This window comes from Thioalkalivibrio sp. ALM2T (genome assembly GCF_000381505.1).
Lineage (GTDB): Bacteria > Pseudomonadota > Gammaproteobacteria > Ectothiorhodospirales > Ectothiorhodospiraceae > Thioalkalivibrio > Thioalkalivibrio versutus.
This window is the reverse complement of sequence record NZ_KB906565.1, coordinates 1-21,862: the sequence shown is the minus strand read 5'-3', so window position 1 is coordinate 21,862 and position 21,862 is coordinate 1. Positions and strand designations below refer to the sequence as shown.

Sequence of the window (21,862 nt, the reverse complement as noted above, 5' to 3'; positions counted from 1 at the left end):
AAACGGGCGCGCGCACAGCGTTGCGGCTCCCTTGTGCAGAATGACTGCACGGCAGTCACCGCGCCTTGTTCGCACGCAAAAGCGACTCGAGCGCGAACGCGTTCATTGATCAGTGTTTCCCTAGAAATAAGCCAGCAGACCCAGCACCCCGATAACAATCAGATAGATCGCGACGATGTAGTTCAGCAGGCGGGGCCGGATCAGGATCAGGATGCCCGCCACCAGGGACAGGATGGCCATTAGCAGGCCCGGTTCAATATTCAGCGTCATTGGCGATCATTCCTTTCGCTTGTGGGATTCAGGGACACATCAAGGACCCGTAACGGACGCACCGACCGGGCTTCCCCTGGGGCCGATCTCAGAAGAGCTTCTCTTCCATCTCCAGATAGACCGCGTTGGCGTTGCTGCGGTTGGTCTGTTCGAAGGCCGGCAGGTCTTCGTACTCACTCCAGTCCATCGCGGAGTAGGCCTCGTCGAAGGAATCCATGTTCTCGACCGCCACGGCCATGTGCTCGCGCAGCTTCACCAGGTAGTCGCGGGTGAACCTGACCGCCCGGGCCGCCTGATCGGTCGCCTCGCCATGCCCCGGAATCAGGAACTTCAGGTCCATCTCCATCAGCTCTTCCAGGCGTTTGACCCAGTTCTCTGAATCCAGCGCATCGTCGCCCAGAAACGGAATCCGGCCATCGAACACGATGTCGCCGGCGAACACCACGCCGGTCTCCTCCACCACCATGATGATGTCGTCCGGCGAGTGTGCGGGCCCCGCGTGCACGCACCGGAAGGTCTTCCCGCCGAGACGGATGGTGTACTCGTCCTCGAAGAATTCGTCCGGCGGGATGATCTGGGTGTCCTCGTCCACCCATGGGGCCAGCACACCTCGGCGCTGCTCGAGCCGCGCCACCGCACCGGCGCCTCCCAGATAGTCCCGCGCGCGTGCCTGCCCGATGATCTTCGCATCGGTATGGTCCGCGAACGCCTGCAGGCCATAGATGTGATCCGCGTGATAATGACCGGCGATCACGTACTTGATCGGCTGGTCGGTCACCTCGCGGATCCGGCGAATCATCTCGAAACCAAGTGGCGGCGTCCCCAGGGCGTCATAGACAACCACGCCCTCGTCGGTCACGACGAACCCCGCATTCGAGGTATGCCCCTCGTTGTCGGGATCCGGAATACCGGAGATCCCGATCATGTACCAGGTGTCCAGCCCTTCGACCTCGTGGGCTGTCACATCCACGCTCACCGGCTCGTAGGGATTCTCGGGTACCGACATGGTCAATCCTCTCTTCTCTGGCATTTTGATCGATCCGACCCAGTGCGGCCGGGTTCTGCGGAATTGGACGGAAAAAGGGCGGGAGAATTCCCTGCATTTCCCGATCACTGTCGAGGGATTGTAGCGGAGTCAGCGTGGGGTTGATGGGGCGTCTGCTTCCGAAGGGTGCAGGGCTGTGGAGGACGAAGATCCAAGACCGGCGGTTGATGGCGCTTGCAAGGACCCAGAAGCCGCGGGAACGTTACCCGCTTGGTGGCCAGGCTCCAAGGATGCAAGGATGCAAGGATGCAAGGATGGCAGCGTGCCCCATTGAGGGGCACGCTGCCATGGCTCTGGGGGACCAGGATGATTCGGCGGCTACGCCGCCTCACCCTTCGGGCTGCACACGCTGCGCGCGTGCAGTGCTTCGCTGCGCTTCGCCGAACCTTCCAGGTTCGAACCCTGGCCGCTCAAATATCCATAGAAAAAGGCCCCACAAGGGGGCCCTTCTAGAAACGACTGGGGGACCAGGATGATTCGGCGGCTACGCCGCCTCACCCTTCGGGCTGCACACGCTGCGCGTGTGCAGTGCTTCGCTGCGCTTCGCCGAACCTTCCAGGTTCGAACCCTGGACTCGCTCAAATATCCATAGAAAAAGGCCCCACAAGGGGGCCTTCTTCCATGGATGGCTGGGGGACCAGGATTCGAACCTGGGTTGGCGGAGTCAGAGTCCGCAGTCCTACCGCTAGACGATCCCCCAGTAAACCGGGTCGGGTGCAGCCCGCAACTCGACGCGAATTTTAGCGCTTCGAGTACTGGGTTGCACGACGGGCCTTGCGCAGGCCGATCTTCTTGCGCTCCACCTCGCGGGCATCGCGGGTCAGGTGACCACCACGACGCAGCGACGGGCGCATGTCTTCGTTGTACTGCACCAAGGCGCGGGCAATGCCCAGACGGATCGCGCCGGCCTGGCCGTTGCCGCCACCGCCTTCAACGGTCGCGATCACGTCGAAGTTGCCGGTCGACTCGGTCGCCTCCAGCGGCTGGCGTACCACCATGCGCGAGGTCTTGCGGCCGAAGAAGTCGTCCAGCGGCTTCTCGTTAACCGTGATGTTGCCCGTGCCGGGACGCAGGAAGACGCGCGCCGAGGCGGTCTTGCGGCGGCCGGTGCCGTAATACTGATTGATAGCCATTCGGATCGATTCCCTTGCTGATTCTGGCGGCTCAGACTTCGAGCGGCTGCGGCTGCTGGGCCGTGTGCCGGTGTTCGGTACCGGCGTAGACCTTGAGCTTCTTGAACATGGCCCGGCCAAGCGGGTTGCGCGGCAGCATGCCCTTGACGGCAAGCTCCAGCACCTTCTCCGGATGACGCTCGATCATCTGGGTGAAGTTGGCTTCCTTGATACCACCCGGGTAACCGGAATGGTGGAAGTACTTCTTGTCCATGGCCTTGTTGCCGGAGACGCGGATCTTCTCCGCGTTGATCACGACGATGTAGTCACCGGTATCGACATGCGGCGTGTACACGGGCTTGTGCTTCCCGCGCAGGCGATGTGCGATTTCCGTGGCGAGTCGACCGAGGGTCTTGCCGTCGGCGTCGACGAGAAACCAGTCGCGTTCGACTTCGGCCGGCTTGGCGCTAATGGTACTCATGATGTTCGATGCTCCGAGGTCGGGGCGATTCAGAAAGCGCGCAAGAATAACGCTTCCCTCCGCCCAGTTCAAGCTACATGGACAATTCCCGAGACGCGAAGGCGTCTACCCTCCTGGGAATCACGGATCAATGTGCACATTCGCGTTCATGCCCCCGGGCACAAACAAGGGGCCGACCCGAAGGCCGGCCCCTGCAGACTCCCGGGCGCAATGCCCGGGGAGGTCTTGCGCTGCCCGTTACAGCTGGGCTTCAGCGCGCTCCTGGACTTCCTGCATCAACTCGGGGTCATTCTGCAGGGCCATGGCCACTTCGTTGTATTCCTCGACACTCATGCCCGAGTCTTCAACCGCATTGACCATTTCGTCCTGTGCTTCCTGCTGCATGGACTGGGCCTCGGTTTCGTCCTCGGCACTCTGCAAGCGGTCGGCGAAGTCTTCGCGCACTTCCTGCACCGCAACGAAGGCAGAGACGAAGGTGTCGATGTCTTCCTCGCTCAGATCCACCTCGGGGGCTTCCTGCATCGGGGCGCCACCCTGGGCCGCGCCACCCTGGGCACCACCCTGCGGCGGCTGACCGCCCTGAGCACCACCACCGGCGCCGCCTTCCTGAGCCGGCGGCTGGCCGCCCTGGGCACCGCCCATGTCGCCACCACCGGCGCCACCTTCGGCACCGCCATACTGGGCGGAGGCTGCACCACCCACGGCAAACAGGGAAGTCAGGGCCATCGCGAGCATCGTCTTGCGCATATTCATCATGTTGCTCCTTTTACCTTTGGATCGTTCGGATCTCGGCGCGAGAGGGGCCACGACTCAAGGTCGACCTTCCGCACGCCCGATTTCGTTGCAACCGTGTGAGGAGGAATGGGCCATCACTGCGGTTCCGATTCCTCGATTGCTGCCCAAGGAGGAGCAGGCATCGTGCCAACATCAGGAAAGGATAAACAAAACAAATTGAAACAGTAGCTTATAAGTTCGTTATCCCGGAGGCACCGGGGCACGCCCCAGCGGTAAACCGGGTCAGAATGACACATGAGTCAGGTCGACCCGGGTCAGGATGTCACGATGGGTCGGATTCCCCGAGTTTGCGGTACAGCGTCTTGCGGCCGATGCCGAGGATCCGGGCCGCCCGCTGCTTGTTGCCTTCCACATGCCTTAGCACCCGCCGGATATAGTCGCGTTCACGTTCCTCCAGCGTTGGCCACTGACTATCGTCGTCCACCCCCGGAACAGGCGCCGGCCCGTCCTGGCGGTCGCCCGCGGCCCCGCCGGGGCTCTTCTCGGGGGGCACCTGGAATACGCGCTCGGGCAGATCGCGGGTCTCGATCACCTCGCCCGCAGCCAGGGTGGCAGCGCGCTCCATGAGGCTCGCGAGTTCGCGCACGTTCCCGGGGAATGGATAACGTACCAGCGCGCGCAGGGCCTCGGGGCTCAGGCGCCGCTCGGGCAGTCCGCGCGCCAGGGCCTGCTGACGCAGGAATTGCAAAGCCAGGCGTTCGATGTCATCGCCGCGTTCGCGCAAAGGCGGGATCTCGATGCGGAAGGTCTCCAGGCGATAGTAGAGATCCTCGCGGAAGCGCCCGTCGGCAATATGCGCCCGCAGGTCCTGATGCGTGGCCGCGACGATACGCACATCGGTCGCGATCTCCTCGTTGGCGCCCACCGGGCGCACGCGACCGTCCTGCAGAAGACGCAACAGCTTGCTCTGCATGGCCACCGGCATCTCGGCGATCTCGTCCAGGAACAGGGTCCCGCCGTCCGCCTCGGTAAACAGGCCGCGCCGAGCCCCCTTGGCCCCGCTGAACGCACCCGCCACGTGCCCCAGCAACTCCGACTCCAGCAGGGCCTCGGGGATGCCCGCGCAATTGATCGCCACGAACGACCCATGGGCCCGCTCACTTTCCGCGTGCAGCGCCCGCGCGACCAGCTCCTTGCCGGTCCCGGACTCCCCGGTAATCAGGACGCTGCCATCGGCGACTGCGATCCGCCGGATCAGGTCGAACAACTGCAGCATGGCCGGACTGCGCCCCTGCATGCCGTGAAAGCCATCGGCCTGCGCCAAGACCTCGCGATACCGACGCACCTCGTCCTTGAGGCGACGCGCCTCGGTCACCCGGTCGGCGGCCAGGCGCAGGTGATCCAGGTCCACCGGCTTGGTCAGGAAATCGTCGGCGCCGGCCTTCAGCGCCGCCACCGCCTGGTCGATGGTTCCGAAACCGGTGAGCATGATGAACCCGGGGGTCGGCACCTGGGCGCGGGCGTCCTGCAGCACCTGGAAGCCATCTGCGCCCGGCAGGCGCAGGTCGCTCACCACCAGGCTGAAGGACTCTTGCGCGAGTACCTGCGCGGCATCCTCGGCACTGCCCACCGCCGTGACCGCGTAGCCGGCCTCGGTCAGCTCTTCGTTCAAGAGTTCGCGATGCCCGCGATCGTCCTCCACGACCAGGACCGACTCCGGGGGCATTGCGGGGACTTGTGCCTTGCTGCTCATCGAAGCGAATCCTCCTGGGCGCCCGCGGCCACGGGCAGATCCACAACAAAACGGGTCTCCCCCGCGACACTGCGATCCAGCATCACCGTACCTCCGTGGTCCTCCAGCGCCACCTGCACCACCGCCAGCCCGAGCCCGGTCCCCTCGCCGGTGGGCTTGGTGGTAAAGAAGGGCTCGAACAGGCGTTCGGCCTGCGCGTCATCAATCCCGCGTCCGGCCGTGGGACCGTCGTCCGCCACCACCAGTTCGACCCGGTCGGACTCGGCGTGCCAGCGGACCCGGACCTCGCGGACGGCCACCTGCGCAGCGTTTTCCAGCAGATTCTCTAGGGCCTGCCCCAAGCGCAGCCGGTCCGCGGCGATGGTCAGCTCGGGGCCTTCGAGCCGAAATTCCACCCCGCCGGAGGCATGCCGCTCGCGCACGCGCTCGACCAGCTCGCCCACCAGCTGCGCGAGATCCAGCGAGCGTTCCTGCAACGGATTGCGCCGGGCAAAGTCCAGCAGCTGGCGCACAATGGTCTCCACCCGCTCCAGTTCGGCCTTCAGCGCCTCCATCTCGGTGCGCGCCGGGTCCGCCTCCGGCAGGTGCCGGATGGCGCGCTGTACCCGTCCGGCGATGATGCCAAGGGGTGTCCCCAGTTCGTGCGCTACGCCGGTCGCCAGCTGGCCGATCGCCGCCAGCTTCTCCGAGTGCCGCAGCTTCTCCTCCAGCCGCACCTGCTCGCGGCGCTGCGCCTCCAGTTCGGCCTCCGAGGCCTCGCGACGCTCCATCATGCGGTTCATCGACACCGCCAGCCCGCGCAGCTCCGCCGGCCCCTGTTCCGGCGCCCGCAATCCGCGCTGGCCGTCGCCAATCGCGCGCATCGCGGCCATCAACCGAGACACATGCCGCCCCACGGCCCGGTGGTACCCGAACAGCACCACCAGCAGAAACAGCCCGCTAACTGCCAGCATCAACAACCCACCCTGCCACTGGAGCTGGGCGACGAAGGCCCGGAACGGCGTCACATCGCGCGTCACCTGCAACAGCCCTACGATGCGCCCGGCCGGATCGGACAACGGAAGAAAGAACGAAAAGGTCTCGCGCCCCTGATGTTCGCCGAAAGCCCCGAGACTCCCGGTTTCGCTGATGACCTGCGCCTCGCCACGGCGCTGCAGGGTCGGGCTGGGCGGGCCACTGGCCGCCACCATCCGGCCGTCGGCATCGTAGACATAGACCCCGAACACCTCCTCGATCTGGAACAGGGAGTCCAGTGACTGCTGCACGCCGGCCGCGTCGTCCTGCAGCATCGCACCGGCCACGGGCAGGCGGATCGAGCGCGCCACCAGCTCGATATCCTCCTGCATCCGGTTTTCCATCTGGGTCTGAAATTCATGCAGGCCCAGCGCCACCACCGCGGCCATCAACAGCAGCAGGGGCAGCAGCACGAACGACAACACCGCGGTGCGCAGACTGTTCAGGCGTCGAGTCATGAAGGGCGATTCACAGCGTCTTCGGGGGCCACCATGGTAGACACGACGGCCGGCATGACGCGAATCGCAGGCAAAAAAAAGCGCGGGTCGAAGCCCGCGCCAAGAAAACCACCAAAGGAGGATGGAGGAGTCCACTAACCACTGACAGGGGGGACAGCGATTAGCGTATGCAAATCTTCTAATATGACGATATTCTTGTCAACCGGTGGATGCGCAGGGGGTCGCAAATTCACCGCATCGTCATATCACGTAGCTTTGAAGACCTGCATACCCCTTATGACGCACGTTCGCCGGATCTATTCCCGGGTGCGCGCAATCCAGCCCCCCTTGCCTTCGAAATTCGAATTCGTTCACGGATCCAGCGCCATGCTTCGCCATCTGAGCCACCCCGTCACCCCGCTTGCCCAGAACGCCACCCTGATCTGGTGCGACGTCACCGGGGCCGCGGCCTGGGTCGATCCCGGCGCAGATGCCGCGGCCCTGGAACGGATCGCGCGGGATCAGGGCGTCCACCTGGAAAAGATCCTGCTGACCCATGGCCACCTGGACCACGTGGGCGCGGCCGCCGAACTGGCCAAACGTACCGGCGCGCCGATCATCGGCCCGCACCGCGACGATGCCTTCTGGCTGGAGCAACTCCCGGCGCAGGCGCAGATCTTCGGCTTCTCCGAGGTCCAGCCACTAATGCCCGATCAGTGGCTGGACGATGGCGACACCGTCGAGCTCGGGCAGGCCACCCTCCGCGTCCTGCACTGTCCCGGCCACACCCCGGGCCACGTGGTCTTCCACGATCCGGAGGGCCGGCTCGCCCTGGTCGGCGACGTCCTGTTCCACGGCGCGATCGGCCGCAGCGACTTCCCGCGTGGCAACGGGCGCGAGCTGCTGGACTCCATCACCGGCAAGCTCTGGCCGCTGGGCGACGACACCCGATTCGTGCCCGGCCATGGCCCCGAGTCGACCTTCGGCGAAGAACGCCGCAGCAACCCCTTCGTCGGCGATGACGTCATCGCCGCCTCCGGCGGCGAACCCGGACGCGGTCGCTACTACTGATCCGACCGGCCGCCGCCCCGGCACTGCAAACGAAAAAGGCCGCCCCGAAGGGCGGCCCTCTCCTGGTACACATAAAGGGTTACGGTCAGCCGTTGGCGCGCAGCGCCGCGATGCGCTGTTCGATCGGCGGGTGGCTCATGAACAGCTTCTTCAGCCCCTGGGCCATGCCACCACGAATACCAAAGGCGGCCATCTGGTCCGGCATGTCCACCGGGCGACCGGAGGCGCGCGCCAGCGACTCCAGCGCCCCGATCATCTTCTCGCGGCTGGCAAAGCGAGCCCCCGCCTCGTCGGCGCGGAACTCGCGCTGACGCGAGAACCAGAACACGATGATGGAGGCCAGGATCGCGAGGACGATCTCGGCCACGATGGCCGTGATCCAGAATGCCGGCCCGTGACCGGACTCGTTCTTGAAGATCACGCGATCGACAAAGTGACCGATCACGCGCGACAGGAAGATCACGAAGGTATTGACCACCCCCTGGATCAGCGCCAGGGTCACCATGTCGCCATTGGCCACATGGCCCACCTCGTGCCCCAGCACGGCCTCGACCTCGCCCTGCCCCATGTTCTGCATCAACCCGGTGCTGACCGCGACCAGGGCATTGTTCTTGCTCATGCCGGTGGCGAAGGCGTTCGGGTCCGGCGAGTCGTAGATACCGACCTCCGGCATCCCGATCCCGGCCTCGCGGGCCTGACGGGTGACCGTCTCCAGTAGCCACTGCTCGGTGGCGTTGCGCGGCTTGTCGATCACGTGGACCTTCATCGTCTTCTTCGCCATCCACTTGGAGATGGCCAGCGAGATGAACGAACCACCAAAGCCAAACACGGCGGCGAAGATCAGCAACGCGGTCAGGTCGAGATTGACCCCCTGGTCGTCCAGGATGCTCTCGACCCCAAGGATGCGCAGAGTAATGCTAAGGACGATCAGGATGGCGAAGTTGGTCGCCAGAAACAGCACGATACGTTTCATGAAGCTTTCCTGTACTCCAATTAATAAACTCGACGGGATGAACCGATAGTCGGGGCGCAGCGGCCAAATTCAAGCACCGCCGCGTTCACAGACCACACAGGTGCGCGCGGGTTCAGGCCGGGCGCACCTCCAGGCTGTCCGCGTTCTGATAACCGCGCGGGAGCTGACGCCCGCGACGCGCGCGCTCGCCAACGTACTCGGCCCATTCCGCCGGGGCCAGTGCCTTGAAGCGCTTGCCCGCATGCACGACCAGGGTGTCCTGCGGCGCCAGCACAGCCACCCCGAGCACCCGCTCGGAACCATCCTTGAGCGCCGCGGACGGGATGCCGATCAGCTTGTTGCCTTTGCCGCGCGCCAGTTCCGGCAGCCCTGCGGCCGGGAACACCAGCAGGTAGCCGCGGGTCGTAACGATCGCAATGTGGTCCTCGTGCGGGTTGCGCACCGGCGCCGGCTGCAGCACGGCGGCGCCGGCCGGCACGCTCAGCACGTTCTTGCCTGCCTTCTGCCGGCCGAGCAGGTCACCCAGCTTGGCAATGAAGCCGTAGCCGTGATCCGAGCCCAGCAGCCAGCGGTCTTCCTCCGCCCCGGTGGCCAGGCCCACAAAACGCGCCCCCTCCGGCGGGTTCACCCGGCCGGAGAGCGGCTCGCCCTGGCCGCGCGCCGACGGCAGCGTGTGGGCCGCAATCGTGTAGGTGCGACCGGTGGAGTCGATGAATGCCACCGGCTGGTTGCTGCGCCCGATGACCGCCGCCTGGAAGGCATCCCCGGCCTTGTAGTTGAGCCCGCGGGGATCGACATCGTGGCCCTTGGCCGCGCGCGCCCAGCCCTTCTCCGAGAGCACGATAGTCAGCGGCTCGGTCGGCACCAATGCGGATTCGTCCAGCGCCTGCGCGGCCGCGCGTTCGACCAGCGGCGAGCGCCGCTCGTCGCCATACTCCTTCGCGTCCTGCTCGATCTCGCGGCGGACCAGGGTGCGCAGGCGGCGCTCGGAACCCAGCGTCTTTTCCAGCTGGTCGCGCTCCTGGCTGAGCTCGTCCTGCTCGCCGCGGATCTTCATCTCCTCGAGCTTCGCCAAGTGGCGCAGTTTAAGCTCCAGGATCGCCTCGGCCTGGATATCGCTCAGGCCAAACCGGCTCATCAGTTCCGGCTTCGGCTGGTCGTACTCGCGGATGATCGCGATCACCTCGTCGATATTGAGAAAGGCGATCAGCAGGCCTTCCAGCACATGCAGGCGCGCCTGCACCTTCTCCAGCCGCCATTGCAGGCGCCGGCGCACCGTCTCGATCCGGAACTGCAGCCACTCACCGAGCAGCCCCGCCAGGTCGCGCACCCGCGGCCGACCGTCGAGGCCGATCACGTTCATGTTCACGCGGTAGGTCTTCTCGAGATCCGTGGTCGCGAACAGATGCGCCATCAGGCCCTCGACGTCCACCCGGTTCGAGCGCGGGGTAATCACCAGGCGCGTCGGATGCTCGTGGTCGGACTCGTCGCGCAGGTCCTCGACCATCGGCAGCTTCTTCGCGCGAATCTGGGCGGCGATCTGCTCCAGCAGCTTGGCGCCGGAAGCCTGGTGCGGCAGCGCGGTCACCACGATGTCGTCGCCCTCGCGCTCGTAGCGCGCCCGGGCCCGGATCGAGCCCTGGCCGGTCTCGTAGACCTTTCGCAGCTCGGCCGGTGGGGAGATGATCTCGGCCTCGGTGGGGAAATCCGGCGCCGGGAGGATCGCGCACAACTCCTCGACCGTTGCCTTCGGGTGCTCCAGCAGGTGCACGCAGGCGGCGGCCACCTCGCGCAGGTTGTGCGGCGGGATGTCCGTCGCCATACCCACCGCGATCCCGGAACCGCCATTGAGCAGCACGTTCGGCAGCCGCGCCGGGAGCATCTTCGGCTCGTCCAGCGCACCATCGAAGTTGGGCACCCAGTCCACCGTGCCCTGACCCAGTTCGGAAAGCAGCAGCTGCGCATAACGCGACAGGCGCGACTCGGTGTAGCGCATCGCCGCAAAGGACTTGGGATCATCCGGCGAACCCCAGTTGCCCTGCCCGTCGACGAACGGATAGCGATAGGAGAAGGGCTGCGCCATCAGCACCATCGCCTCGTAGCACGCCGAGTCCCCGTGCGGGTGGAACTTGCCGAGCACGTCGCCCACGGTGCGCGCGGACTTCTTGTACTTGGCAGTGGCGGAGAGCCCCAGCTCGCTCATCGCGTAGATGATCCGCCGCTGTACGGGCTTCAGGCCGTCGCCAATATGCGGCAGCGCTCGGTCCAGGATCACGTACATGGAGTAGTCCAGGTACGCCTTCTCAGTGAAGTCCTTCAGCGGCAGCTGCTCGCCGCTGTTAGCGAACAGGCTGGGGGTCTCGATATCGGTCATCGACAGTCTCGCGGACGTGGATGGGCCGGGGTTTTACGCCGGGTCGGGCCCGCGTACTGTAGCGGGCACGCGCCCGGCGTTCCACGGGTGCGGTCGGAAAACGCATCATCGACAAGGAGTCCGTCCGTGCCGGATACAGGCTGGACCGCCAGTATCGTCGCCATCGCCGTCTTCGCCCTGGCGGTGATCAGCGTCGTGCATGCCCTGCTGCAACGCCGCGATACCGGGACCGTCATCGCCTGGGTCGGGCTGATCGTGCTGCTGCCCCTGGCCGGCTCGCTGCTCTACTGGCTGTTCGGCGTCAATCGTATTCGCCGGCGGGCCCACGCCCTGCGCGAGGGCTATCTGATCGCCGACCCCAGCACCGACGGGACCAGCCTGGCCGAGCCACCGGAACGCTGGCAGCGCCTGCTGCGTTCCGGGGACCACCTGAGCCCGTTCCGCCTGGTCGGTGGCAACGCGATCGAACCGCTGTTCGACGGCGATCGCGCCTACGCGCAGATGCTGGCCGCGATCGACGCGTCCCGTCACAGCATCAGCCTGGCCACGTACATCTTCGACTATGACCAGGTAGGCGAGCGCTTCGTCGCCCACCTGCAGCAGGCACAGGACCGGGGCGTGCAGGTGCGCATCCTGATCGATGCCATCGGCGCCCGCTACAGCCGTCGCAACACCCTGCGCCAGCTGCGCCGGGTGGGCCTGCCCGCCGCCGCCTTCATGCCGGTACACCTGCCGAGCAGCCTGGCCGCCTTCAACCTGCGCAATCACCGCAAGATGCTGGTGATCGACGGCGCCCGCGCCTTCACCGGCGGCATGAACATCCGCCGCGGCCACAGCCACACCAACCCGGGACCGCACCCGATACACGACCTCCACTTCGAGCTGCGGGGTCCGGCCTGCACCCAGTTGCAGCGGGTCTTCGCGGAAGACTGGCAATTCGCCACCGGCGAACGCCTGGAGGGTCCGCTCTGGCTTCCGCAGTCCGTAGACCCCGCCGGCGCCCGCGCCTGCCGCGGCCTGCCGGACGGCCCGGACGAGGACTTCGAGGTCCTGAACTTCACCCTGCAGTCGGCGCTGGCCGAGGCACGCGAACAGGTCACCATCGTGACCCCGTACTTCCTGCCCGACGTCGCGCTCACCGGGGCGCTGAAGGCCGCGGCCCTGCGCGGGGTGCAGGTCGACATCCTGATCCCCGCCCGGAGCAACCTGCGCCTGGTGGAGTGGGCCAGCCGCCCGCAGCAGGCCGAACTGCTGGAGCGCGGCTGCCGGCTGTGGCTCACACCACCACCGTTCAACCACGCCAAGCTGATGCTGGTAGACCGCGAGTGGGCCCTGGTTGGCTCCGCCAACTGGGACCCGCGCAGCCTGCGCCTGAACTTCGAGTTCAACCTGGAATGCCTGGATGCCGGACTGGGCCAGGAGCTGGCCAGCTGGACTGACGCGCTGCGCGCGCAGTCGCACCCCCTGACGCTCGAGGAGGTCCGTGCCCGGCCGCTCGCGACCCAACTGCGTGACGGGGCCGCGCGCCTGCTCACGCCGTATCTGTGACCGACCGTTAGCCACCCCCGCGGTGACCCTCACGCGAACCGGGACGCGCGCGCGTGGTCTTTTGTACTGTAGCGGCAGGGACCGAGCGTGGGAACCGACCCGCATCGCTTTACCGCAGGGGGGCAAGGGATGGCACGGCACTGGGATGCAAGCGCAGGGAACCGATGAACGGGATTCTTGCGCCATCGCTCTACCTTGCAGCGGGGCTGGCGATCTATGCCACGCTCAGCCACCTGCTGCACAGCCAGCAAAGCGCACGGAGCACCGAGCATCGGCTATTCGCGGCGATGTGCGCCCTGATGGCGTTGCTGGCCGTCGGATCGGCCCAGACCTACCAGGCCGGCACCGTCGAGGCCTATACCCGCGCACTCACCCTGAACGTCTATCTGCTGGGACCGTTCTACGTGCTGTTCGCTGCCTTCGTCGCGGCCCATACGCGCACCTCCGCCCGCTGGCTGATCTCCGGTCTTCTGGTACTGCTGGTCATCACCTGGGTAGTCAACACCCTGCAGCCCTACAGCATGCAGTACCAGGTGATCGACGAACTCCGTCTCCTGGAACTCCCCTGGGGCGAAACCGTGGCTCTCGCAGTGGGCACCATCAGCCCCTGGTTCGGCTTTGGCGTGCTCGCGGTCTCTCTGGTCCTGGGCTTCGCCCTCACCACACTGATCCGGCACTACCGGCGCTATCGCCAGACCACCACCCTGCTCCTGCTGGGCGGGATCGGGGTCTTCGTCCTGTTCACGTTGCAGGGCGTCCTGGCCCGGGGCGGCGCACTGGAGATGCCCCAGCTCGCGCCGTTCGGCTACGTGGTGATGGTCGTCATGATGAGCCTGGTACTGAACCGCGAGACCAGCGAACGCCTGCGTGACTCGGAAAGCCGTTTTCGGGCGCTGGTCGAGCAATCCCCGGTCGGCATCCAGGTACTCACACCGCAGGGCGAGATCCGCCAGTGCAACGCCGCCTGGGAAACCATGCACGGCGCACAAGCCTCCCTGCCAGGCGGCAACGTTCTGGACCGCCCGGATGCCATCGACCGGCACATCCACGAACCGCTCAAGGATGCCCTGCGCGGACACTACCGCGAGATCGGCCCGCTGCCCTACACCCCGGCAGCCCGCCCCGACCAGTCGGCCGAACCCGCCGACCCCGGCCCGGCGACCCAGTCCACCCCGCTCATCACCCCCGAGCGCTGGCTGCGGGGCTGCATCTACCCCCTGCAGGATGCCCGCGGCGAGGTACAGGACGTGATCGTGATGCAGGAGGACATCACCGCCGCGCACCGCAGCGAGGACGCCCTGCGCCTGATCGCCGAGGGGCTGCAGGCGCGCTCGCGCGAGGAGTTTTTCCAGCAGCTGGTTCTCAAGCTGAGCAACCTGTTCGCTGCCGACTATGCCCTGATCGGCATCGAGGATCCGGAGAAACCCGGCGTGGTGGAGACCGTCGCCCTGTGTACCGCGGGGCAGATCGTGGAGAACTTGCGCTACGACCTCGCCGAGACCCCCTGCGAACGTGTGCTGGAGATCGGTACTTGTATCTACCCCTGCGACGTACAACAGCGCTTTCCGGCCGACGAGATGCTGGTGGAGATGGACGCTGAGAGTTATCTGGGGGCCCCGTTGCTGGACAGCCAGGGCACGCTGCTGGGGCACATCGCCATGGTCAACCGACATCCGGTGGAGGATGTCGACAAGGCGATGGAGATCCTCGGGATCATGGCCGACCGCGCGGGGGCCGAACTGGAACGCCTGCACACCGAGGAACACATCCATGCCCTGGCCTACCACGACTCCCTGACCGGGCTGGCCAACCGCACCCGCCTGCACGACGACCTGACCCGCCATATCGAGGAGGCCACCGCCGGCCACCTGCATGGCGGGCTGATCCTGATCGACCTGGACCACTTCAAGACCATCAACGACGCCCTCGGGCATGCGGTAGGCGACACCGTGCTGGGCGCGGTGGCGGACCGCCTGCGCAGCCATGCCCCCGAGGATGCGCTGATCGTGCGCCTGGGTGGCGACGAGTTCGCCGTTGTCCTGCCCCCCTGCGTCCGGGTACGCGAAACCCTGGAGCCGGAACTGCACGCAATCGCCGAGCGCATCCTGGAGGCCCTGCAGCGCCCGATCATCATCGGCGAGCGCACCTTCGGGGTCGGCGCCAGTCTCGGCTGCGTATGCTATCCCGACGCCGGCGAGAGCTCGGCAGAAGCCCTGCGCCACGCCGATATCGCCCTGTACCAGGCCAAGCGTGCCGGCCGCGGCGGCGTGCAGTTCTACCGCCATGCACTGCAGGACGAGGCGCATGCCCGCCTGCAGATCGAGGACGGGCTACGACAAGCGGCCGAACGTGACGAGCTGGACCTGCACTACCAACCGCAGTTCGATGCCGCCGAGCGCCTGATCGGAGCCGAGGCCCTGCTGCGCTGGCAGCACCCGGAGATGGGCCAGGTCCCGCCGGATCTCTTCATCCCGGTCGCCGAGGAGACCGGCCTGATCCACGGGGTCGGCAACTGGGTCCTGGAACACGCCCTGATGCAGCTGTCGCAGTGGCAAGCCGGGAACCTGCAGCCACCTCGCCTGGCCTTGAATCTCTCGCCCTGGCAACTGGCGCGCCCGGACTTCGTCGACCAGTTCCAGGCGCGGCTGCGCCGACACGGGGTGGACGGCCACGCCCTGACCCTGGAGGTCACCGAGTCCGGCCTGCTGCGCGACCTGCCGGACGCCATCACCAAGCTGGGCGCGCTGCGCCGGCTGGGCATGCACATCGCCCTGGACGACTTCGGGACCGGCTATTCCTCGCTCGCCTACCTGCGCGACCTGCCGGTGGACGAGCTGAAGATCGACAAATCCTTCGTCAAGGAACTGCTGGCCGGCGGTGACCGGACCCTGATCGAAAACATCGTGGACATTGCCCGCAACATGGAGCTCGACGTCATCGCCGAGGGCGTGGAGCACCCGGAGCAGCGGGAGCAGCTCCTGGCCCTGGGCTGCACCCGGTTCCAAGGCTTCCTGTTCAGCGCGCCGCTGACGCACGAACAATTCGTCGCGCGACTGCATCGGCCGTAGACGAGGCCGGCCGATTCAGTCGCGAGCGGCCGGGTCTTCCAGCCCGCAACCCAGCGCGCCGCGCCGGCGCAGGGACAGATCCGTTTGCCGGCGCTCCTCTCCGGAGCATTCCCGGTACAGCACGATCCGGCTGCCGCCTTCCTCCTTCGCCACGTACATCGCGCGGTCGGCGCGCTGCAGCAACGCCTCTACATCGTCCCCGTCCTCGGGGTAGAGCACCGCCCCCATGCTGAGCCCGACGCAAACCGACTCGCGATTCACCTCCACCGGCTCCTCGAAGCGTTCGATCAGCTTGAGTCCGACCCCCGTCACCGCATCCGGATCACGTACATTCTCTAGCAGCAGCACGAATTCGTCGCCGCCCACACGGGCCACCACGTCGCTCTCGCGCACGCCCTCGCGCAGACGCCGCGCCACGGTCACGAGCATCACGTCGCCGGCATCGTGTCCCAGGCGATCGTTGATCGGTTTGAAGCCGTCGAGATCGCAGACCACCAGGGCCAGGCCGGTGCCGGCGCGCTGGGCCCGGCGCAGGGCCTGCTGGATATGCTCCTGCAGCAGACTGCGATTGGGCAGGCCGGTCAGGGAGTCATGATGGGCCTGGTGCCACAGGCGCTCCTCGGAGGCCTTGTCGCGGGTGATGTCACGGACCATCCCGAGGACCTGCACGGCGCGGCCTTGGGCGTCCCGATCGATTTCGCCCTCGACCCGCACATGGCGCAGCCCGCCGTCCGCGCGCACCACCCGGTGATCCACCCGGTAATAGGCCTCGTGATCCAGCGCCTCGTTGGTGGCGCGGCGCACCCGCGTACGGTCGTCGGGATGGATGGCTCGCATGTAGGCCTCGAATCCCGCGGTATCGGTTTGCGGGTCGAGCCCGAACAGATCGAATACATGCGTGGACCAGTTCATCCGCAGACCACGAATATCCCAGTCCCAGTAACCGGCCCCGGCAATCCGCTGGGCCTCTTCCAGGCGCTCGGTGGTCTCCTGCAGGGCCGCGGTTCGCCGGGCCACCGCCGCCTCCAGCCCGGCCTGCGTCTCGCGCAGGCGCGCCTCGATCTGCTGGCGTCCCTCCAGTTCCTTGTGCAAGGCGGCGTGATCACGCCAGATCCTCCGGCGCACCCGCACCCACATCAGCGCAATCATCAGCATGGTCAGGACGGTGGCTACCAGCATCACCTGCTGCGCCTGTTCATGGCGCTGCGCCATGGCCGCCACCGCCTCCTCGTTATCACGTTCGAAGGCCGCGAGGATGGCCTCCATCTGCTCCAGCACGTCCTCCTGCACCGGCATCGCGTCCGCATACAGGATCGCCAGCGCCTCGTTGCGCCCACCCGCCAGGGCAATGTCGAGGAGCTCGGACAGGATCGGGGCACCGGTCGCGGTCAGCGCACGCAGTTCGGCCAGCAGCGCGGCGTCGCGTGGGGTCCGAGCCAGTAATTCCGCACCCTCGCGGGCGTCCAGGAAGCGCTCGGCCAGCTCGCGAAACTCCCGCTGGTAGCGATCCTGCAGGGCCGGGTCCTCGGCACTGATCACCAGCGAGGCGCGCAGCATGCGCTCGCGCACGAGGCTGCGCATGCGATGCACGCGGTCCACCTTCTGCACGTACTCCTCGGTAAGGGCCTGGACGTCGTACTGCAGCTGCTGCACCCGAAGCCAGCTGGCGACGGCGACCACCGCGACCAGCAGCAGCACCACAACAAAGGCGCCGGTCAGCCCGGGCACGAAGGGACGCGGGGCCATCGCGTCTCAATCCCAGCCGGGGAGGGGCCGGTCCATGGACGCACCCGCACCCGACGAGGCACCACAAACCGCTGTCGCATCCTTGACGCGCATCCCGCTCCCCCTGTTTGATCGACCACATCCGCACGATCCAGGCGGGGAGGGTGCCGCGAGATGTCCACCAATACAAGCAAATACCGCGACCGGATGTCTGCCGCGCACGCGGAGTCGCCCGCTCCCGTAGCGCAGCTGGCGACACTGGAGAAGGCTTACCTAAGCGCCGCCTACTGCCTGGAGATCGAGGGCAGCAGCCGAGTTGTGTACATCAACCAGCCCGCGGAGGATGTCACGGCCTGGATGGCCGAGCGGGACATGCAGCGCCTGGTTCTGTTCACCGCCTGCAATCCAGGCAGCCGACCGGGCACCGAGGGTGAAAACATGCAACGCCAGCGCCGGCTGGAGCAGACCGTGGCCGAGCACGGCCTGCACGCATGGCCTGCCCGCAACCGCGACCCGCGCGGCCAGTGGCCGGACGAGCCGGGCCTGGCCATCGCGGACCTGCCCGACGACCTGCTGGCGCGCTGGCTGCAAGCCTTCGGCCAGAATGCGGCCGTGCTGCTGGAACCGCCAGCCCCGCCCCGGCTGGTGTGGCACCCGGGGCTAGGAAGGTAGCGTGCCTCCTACAGCGGCAGGCGACCGCCCGAAGCGACCACGATCGTCACCAGACCGATGACGGTGTTGATCCCGACCAGGATGCGGATCTGCCCCAACCGGCGCAGGCCTTCCTCGGTATCGTTTGCCGCAATGGCCTTGCGCATGCGCCGAAAAGGGGCGAAGAACACATGGGCAAAGATCGCCATCATGATCAGGCCCAGCAGGAGCATGGTGTGCACGCTGGGGTGCACATCGCCCATGCCGCCGAACACGCCGAAGATCAGGTAGAAGCCGGTCACCAGGATCACCAGGACCGAGGCCCAGACCCAGGGGAAGAAGCGCGAGAACACACCCTCCCAGAGCTTCAGCCGCGCCGGCCCCTCGAGCTGCTGCCCGGCCACCGGGCGCAGGAACATGTAGGCGAAGAACATGCCGCCCACCCAGATCACCACGGCCAGTACATGCAGCACGTTTGCCAGTGCGTATCCCGTCATTGCCTGCTTCCTTTTGTCGTTACGGATGTGGCCCGCAGTGTATCCGTCCGCGTGCACGGCTGCCGAGCCCCCCCGGACCGCACACGCGTGCGGATTGATCAGTAGAATGGCGGGTCCGCATGCAGCAATCGCGGCCCTATCAAGATTCAACCCGGCAGTACAAGGAGTCCACATGTCGCGCGAGATCATCCAGACCGAAAACGCCCCGGCCGCCATCGGCCCCTACTCGCAGGCCGTGCGTACCGGCGACACCCTGTACCTGTCCGGCCAGATCCCGCTGGACCCGGCCACCATGGAACTGGTCGACGGCGGTATCGAGGACCAGATCCGCCAGGTGTTCGCCAACCTCCAGGCTGTCCTGGAGGCGGCGGGAGCCAGCACCGCCGATATCGCCAAACTGAACATCTTCCTGATCGACCTGGCTCACTTCCCGCTTGTGAACAAGATCATGAGCGAAGTCTGCAACGAGCCCTACCCGGCACGTGCCGCGATCGGCGTGGCCGCCCTGCCCAAGGGCGCCCAGGTGGAAATGGACGCCATCGCCTGGTGCCCGCGCGACTGATCGCGCTGCGCGAACCCAACCGGTGGAGCTGCAGGTCCCGCTGACCGCGCTGAAGGGTGTCGGCCCGGCGGTGGCGGAACGACTGGAGCGTCTGGGTCTGGAGCAGGCCGGGGACCTGCTGTTCCACCTGCCCCTGCGCTTCGAGGATCGCACGCGCCTGACGCCAATTGCCGCGCTGCGTCCGGGGCTGGCTGCACTGTTCGAGGGGCGCGTCACCCACTCCGAGGTGGTCCACCGCCGCCGGCGCATGCTGGTGGTCACCCTGGCCGACGGCCAGGCCCAGGTCCTGCTGCGGTTCTTTCACTTCGGGGCCAACCAGCAGCGCCGCCTGAGCCCCGGCACATGCATCCGCGCCTTCGGCGAGCCCCGCGGCATGCCCGGCGCACTGGAGTGCGTGCACCCGGAGATCCAGACCGTGGGCGATACTCCGCCAGCGATGGAGTCGCACCTGACCCCGATCTACCCGACCACCGAGGGCGTGTCGCAAAAGCTGCTACGCCAGCTGGTTGCGCACGCCCTGCCGGGGATGCAGGCCCTGCCCGACCTGCTTCCGGAACTGCCCCGGCAGGGCCTGCCTGGCCTGCACTCCGCCCTCGAGCAGCTCCATCACCCACCGGCGCAGGCCGCGGCACTGGCCGCCCTGGACACCCCGGAGAACCGCAGCCCGGCACGCACGCGGCTGGCCCTGGAAGAGCTCTGCGCCCACCAACTCGCGCGCATGCAGCAGAGCCGGATGCCCGCGGACACGCGCAGCGCCCCGGTCATCCAGTCCCCGGGCGCGCTGTGGCAACAACTGCGCGGGCAGCTCCCCTTCCAGCCGACCGCCGCACAGGAGCGTGTTACCGAAGAGATCCTCGCCGACCTCGCGCGCCCGCAGCCGATGAACCGTCTGGTCCAGGGCGATGTCGGCTCCGGCAAGACCCTGGTCGCGGTCGCAGCCGCGCTGGCGGCAGTAGAGGCCGGCTATCAGGTGGCGTTCATGGCCCCGACCGAACTGCTCGCCCGCCAGCACGGACGCAATCTTGCCCAGTGGATGGAACCACTGGGCGTCGCGATCGCCTGGCTGGGCGGGCGCCAGACGGCCAGCGAACGCAGCCAGCTGCTCGCGGAACTGGCCAGCGGGCAGCGCCAGGTCGCGATCGGGACCCACGCCCTGTTCCAGGAGGAGGTGCGGTTTCATCACCTGGGTCTCGCAATCATCGACGAACAGCACCGCTTCGGCGTGCACCAGCGCATGGCCCTGCGCGACAAGGGCAGCGGCCGGATGCCGCATCAGCTGATCATGACCGCCACCCCGATCCCGCGCACCCTGGCCATGGCCCTGTACGCGGAACTGGCCAGTTCGGTCATCGACGAACGCCCGCCCGGGCGCACCCCGGTGCGCACCGCACTGATCAGCCACGAGCGCCGTGACGAGGTCATCGAACGCATCCGCGCCGCCTGCGGCTCCGGCACCCAGGCCTACTGGGTCTGCCCGCTGGTGGAGGAATCGGAACAACTGGAGGCGGAATCGGCCGAGGCCACCGCCGAACGCCTGCGCGAGGCTTTACCGGAGCTGACCATCGGACTGGCCCACGGACGCATGAAGGGACCCGAGCGCGATGCGGTGATGGAGCGCTTCCGCGCGGGCGCGATCGACCTTCTGGTGGCGACCACCGTGATCGAGGTCGGCGTCGACGTCCCCAACGCCAGCCTGATGATCATCGAGAATGCCGAACGCATGGGGTTGTCGCAGCTGCACCAGCTGCGCGGCCGGGTCGGGCGCGGCAGCGCCGCCTCGGCCTGCGTGCTGCTTTACCGTCCGCCACTGGGCGATACCGCACGCGAGCGCCTGGAAGCGATGCGCCGCACCGACGACGGCTTCGAGATTGCGGAGGTGGATCTCAAGCTTCGCGGTCCGGGCGAACTGCTGGGCACGCGCCAGACTGGCGATCGCAGCTTCCGCGTCGCCGACTGGTCACGCGACCAGGACCTGCTCGACGAGGCCGCCACTCTCGCGGCACGCATCGAGAAGGACCCGGCGCGCGCCGCCGCCCTGATCGAACGCTGGCTGGGCACCGCCACCCGCTACGCAACCGTGGGTTAGCCCAGGGGCGAATCCACCACGAAGCGTAGGAAACAGCGGGTGTTGATGATGACCGCCATCGGACCTTTTGAGGCGCATCAGAAAGGCCACGATCGATTTGCAGCGGGTAGATACCGTCTTGATCTATGAGTTGCAAGGCATGTCATTACGGGGTTGATACGGGGTTTGCGACTTGAGCACGCCGAAGGCGATGTGCAGGAGCTTGCGCATGGCCGCCCCGATCGCCGCCATCTTGGCCTTGCCCCGCCTCAGGAGGCGGTGATACTGGTGCCGCACGTCCGGGTTGTAGCGGGTGGCCACCACAGCCGCCATGTAGAGCGTCTTGCGCAGCCGGCCCGAGCCGGCCTTCGCCAGTCGCGGGGGCCGCTGGATCGAGGTCCCGGACTCCTGATGGACCGGTACCAGCCCATGGAACGCCGCCGCCTGCCGGGCGCTCGTGAACGTGCGGCTGCGCAGCGTC

The 21,862-nt window shown here is 66.9% G+C and carries 17 protein-coding genes, 1 tRNA gene and 1 pseudogene; 6 read left to right on the top strand and 13 right to left on the bottom strand.

Translation table 11 applies throughout. The annotated features are described in order from the left end of the window. Positions 1 to 120 precede the first annotated feature (120 nt). From F816_RS14615 to F816_RS0110205, 8 genes are all read right to left on the bottom strand, one after another. Complete coding sequence (locus F816_RS14615; RefSeq protein WP_018144103.1) at positions 121 to 270, bottom strand: DUF3096 domain-containing protein; 150 nt, start codon at positions 268 to 270, stop codon at positions 121 to 123. An 88-nt stretch (positions 271 to 358) separates the two neighbouring features. Then, entirely contained in the window at positions 359 to 1,276 is a 918-nt protein-coding gene (locus F816_RS0110235; RefSeq protein ID WP_019594652.1) for an MBL fold metallo-hydrolase, read from the bottom strand. Between the two features lie 665 nt (positions 1,277 to 1,941). Next, a tRNA-Gln gene (locus F816_RS0110230) sits at positions 1,942 to 2,015 on the bottom strand. A 40-nt stretch (positions 2,016 to 2,055) separates the two neighbouring features. After that, on the bottom strand, positions 2,056 to 2,448 hold the full coding sequence (gene rpsI / locus F816_RS0110225) for a 30S ribosomal protein S9 (RefSeq protein WP_018144105.1): 393 nt from the start codon (positions 2,446 to 2,448) through the stop codon (positions 2,056 to 2,058). A gap of 31 nt (positions 2,449 to 2,479) precedes the next feature. Further along, the gene (gene rplM, locus F816_RS0110220; protein ID WP_018144106.1) at positions 2,480 to 2,908 is read right to left on the bottom strand and encodes a 50S ribosomal protein L13; all 429 of its coding nucleotides are present in this window, start codon (positions 2,906 to 2,908) and stop codon (positions 2,480 to 2,482) included. A gap of 237 nt (positions 2,909 to 3,145) precedes the next feature. Continuing rightward, a complete protein-coding gene (locus F816_RS0110215; protein ID WP_019594651.1) occupies positions 3,146 to 3,661 on the bottom strand; it encodes a DUF4168 domain-containing protein in 516 nt (171 codons plus the stop codon). A 304-nt stretch (positions 3,662 to 3,965) separates the two neighbouring features. Beyond that, a complete protein-coding gene (locus F816_RS0110210) occupies positions 3,966 to 5,396 on the bottom strand; it encodes a sigma-54 dependent transcriptional regulator (RefSeq protein ID WP_019594650.1) in 1,431 nt (476 codons plus the stop codon). After that, the gene (locus tag F816_RS0110205) at positions 5,393 to 6,868 is read right to left on the bottom strand and encodes an ATP-binding protein (RefSeq protein ID WP_019594649.1); all 1,476 of its coding nucleotides are present in this window, start codon (positions 6,866 to 6,868) and stop codon (positions 5,393 to 5,395) included. Before F816_RS0110205 ends, F816_RS0110210 begins: the two co-directional genes overlap by 4 nt. A gap of 366 nt (positions 6,869 to 7,234) precedes the next feature. Here F816_RS0110205 and F816_RS0110200 point away from each other — a divergent pair, with 366 nt between their 5' ends. Further along, positions 7,235 to 7,918, top strand: a complete 684-nt coding sequence (locus F816_RS0110200; RefSeq protein WP_019594648.1) for an MBL fold metallo-hydrolase — start codon at positions 7,235 to 7,237, stop codon at positions 7,916 to 7,918. Between the two features lie 85 nt (positions 7,919 to 8,003). On the opposite strand, the gene htpX is transcribed toward F816_RS0110200, so the two are convergent. Together htpX and parC are read right to left on the bottom strand one after the other, a co-directional pair. After that, positions 8,004 to 8,891, bottom strand: coding sequence for a protease HtpX (gene htpX / locus F816_RS0110195; protein WP_018168105.1), 888 nt, complete (start codon positions 8,889 to 8,891; stop codon positions 8,004 to 8,006). A gap of 112 nt (positions 8,892 to 9,003) precedes the next feature. After that, positions 9,004 to 11,265, bottom strand: a complete 2,262-nt coding sequence (gene parC / locus F816_RS0110190; RefSeq protein ID WP_019594647.1) for a DNA topoisomerase IV subunit A — start codon at positions 11,263 to 11,265, stop codon at positions 9,004 to 9,006. A 126-nt stretch (positions 11,266 to 11,391) separates the two neighbouring features. On the opposite strand from parC, the gene cls reads away from it, so the two are divergent. Continuing rightward, positions 11,392 to 12,813 (top strand): cardiolipin synthase, encoded by a 1,422-nt coding sequence (cls, locus tag F816_RS0110185; RefSeq protein ID WP_019594646.1) that lies wholly within the window; start codon positions 11,392 to 11,394, stop codon positions 12,811 to 12,813. Between the two features lie 164 nt (positions 12,814 to 12,977). Next, positions 12,978 to 15,881 carry an EAL domain-containing protein gene (locus tag F816_RS0110180; protein WP_019594645.1) on the top strand — a complete coding sequence of 968 codons (2,904 nt, stop codon included), beginning with the start codon at positions 12,978 to 12,980 and terminating at the stop codon, positions 15,879 to 15,881. A gap of 15 nt (positions 15,882 to 15,896) precedes the next feature. Here F816_RS0110180 and F816_RS0110175 read toward each other — a convergent pair whose 3' ends face one another. Then, positions 15,897 to 17,627 carry a diguanylate cyclase domain-containing protein gene (locus tag F816_RS0110175; protein WP_019594644.1) on the bottom strand — a complete coding sequence of 577 codons (1,731 nt, stop codon included), beginning with the start codon at positions 17,625 to 17,627 and terminating at the stop codon, positions 15,897 to 15,899. Between the two features lie 153 nt (positions 17,628 to 17,780). On the opposite strand from F816_RS0110175, the gene F816_RS0110170 reads away from it, so the two are divergent. Then, positions 17,781 to 18,278, top strand: a complete 498-nt coding sequence (locus tag F816_RS0110170) for a DUF3293 domain-containing protein (RefSeq protein ID WP_019594643.1) — start codon at positions 17,781 to 17,783, stop codon at positions 18,276 to 18,278. A gap of 8 nt (positions 18,279 to 18,286) precedes the next feature. Here F816_RS0110170 and F816_RS0110165 read toward each other — a convergent pair whose 3' ends face one another. Then, a complete protein-coding gene (locus tag F816_RS0110165) occupies positions 18,287 to 18,754 on the bottom strand; it encodes a CopD family protein (RefSeq protein WP_019594642.1) in 468 nt (155 codons plus the stop codon). 172 nt (positions 18,755 to 18,926) lie between these two features. On the opposite strand from F816_RS0110165, the gene F816_RS0110160 reads away from it, so the two are divergent. Continuing rightward, a complete protein-coding gene (locus tag F816_RS0110160) occupies positions 18,927 to 19,316 on the top strand; it encodes a RidA family protein (protein ID WP_019571141.1) in 390 nt (129 codons plus the stop codon). Further along, positions 19,309 to 21,402, top strand: a pseudogene (gene recG / locus F816_RS0110155) (ATP-dependent DNA helicase RecG); the annotation flags it as partial. The gene F816_RS0110160 and the pseudogene recG, both read left to right, overlap by 8 nt. Positions 21,403 to 21,525: 123 nt before the next feature. Here recG and F816_RS0110150 read toward each other — a convergent pair. After that, a partial coding sequence (locus F816_RS0110150; protein ID WP_019594640.1) for an IS110 family transposase occupies positions 21,526 to 21,862 on the bottom strand: 337 nt, incomplete at its 5' end.

Excerpts from the sequence above, each read along its gene's own strand:
- F816_RS14615 (WP_018144103.1), bottom strand. The coding sequence starts at position 270 with ATGACGCTGAATATTGAACCGGGCCTGCTAATGGCCATCCTGTCCCTG.
- F816_RS0110235 (WP_019594652.1), bottom strand. The coding sequence starts at position 1,276 with ATGTCGGTACCCGAGAATCCCTACGAGCCGGTGAGCGTGGATGTGACA.
- rpsI (WP_018144105.1), bottom strand. The coding sequence starts at position 2,448 with ATGGCTATCAATCAGTATTACGGCACCGGCCGCCGCAAGACCGCCTCG.
- rplM (WP_018144106.1), bottom strand. The coding sequence starts at position 2,908 with ATGAGTACCATTAGCGCCAAGCCGGCCGAAGTCGAACGCGACTGGTTT.
- F816_RS0110215 (WP_019594651.1), bottom strand. The coding sequence starts at position 3,661 with ATGAATATGCGCAAGACGATGCTCGCGATGGCCCTGACTTCCCTGTTT.
- F816_RS0110210 (WP_019594650.1), bottom strand. The coding sequence starts at position 5,396 with ATGAGCAGCAAGGCACAAGTCCCCGCAATGCCCCCGGAGTCGGTCCTG.
- F816_RS0110205 (WP_019594649.1), bottom strand. The coding sequence starts at position 6,868 with ATGACTCGACGCCTGAACAGTCTGCGCACCGCGGTGTTGTCGTTCGTG.
- F816_RS0110200 (WP_019594648.1), top strand. The coding sequence starts at position 7,235 with ATGCTTCGCCATCTGAGCCACCCCGTCACCCCGCTTGCCCAGAACGCC.
- htpX (WP_018168105.1), bottom strand. The coding sequence starts at position 8,891 with ATGAAACGTATCGTGCTGTTTCTGGCGACCAACTTCGCCATCCTGATC.
- parC (WP_019594647.1), bottom strand. The coding sequence starts at position 11,265 with ATGACCGATATCGAGACCCCCAGCCTGTTCGCTAACAGCGGCGAGCAG.
- F816_RS0110180 (WP_019594645.1), top strand. The coding sequence starts at position 12,978 with ATGAACGGGATTCTTGCGCCATCGCTCTACCTTGCAGCGGGGCTGGCG.
- F816_RS0110175 (WP_019594644.1), bottom strand. The coding sequence starts at position 17,627 with ATGGCCCCGCGTCCCTTCGTGCCCGGGCTGACCGGCGCCTTTGTTGTG.
- F816_RS0110170 (WP_019594643.1), top strand. The coding sequence starts at position 17,781 with ATGTCCACCAATACAAGCAAATACCGCGACCGGATGTCTGCCGCGCAC.
- F816_RS0110165 (WP_019594642.1), bottom strand. The coding sequence starts at position 18,754 with ATGACGGGATACGCACTGGCAAACGTGCTGCATGTACTGGCCGTGGTG.
- F816_RS0110160 (WP_019571141.1), top strand. The coding sequence starts at position 18,927 with ATGTCGCGCGAGATCATCCAGACCGAAAACGCCCCGGCCGCCATCGGC.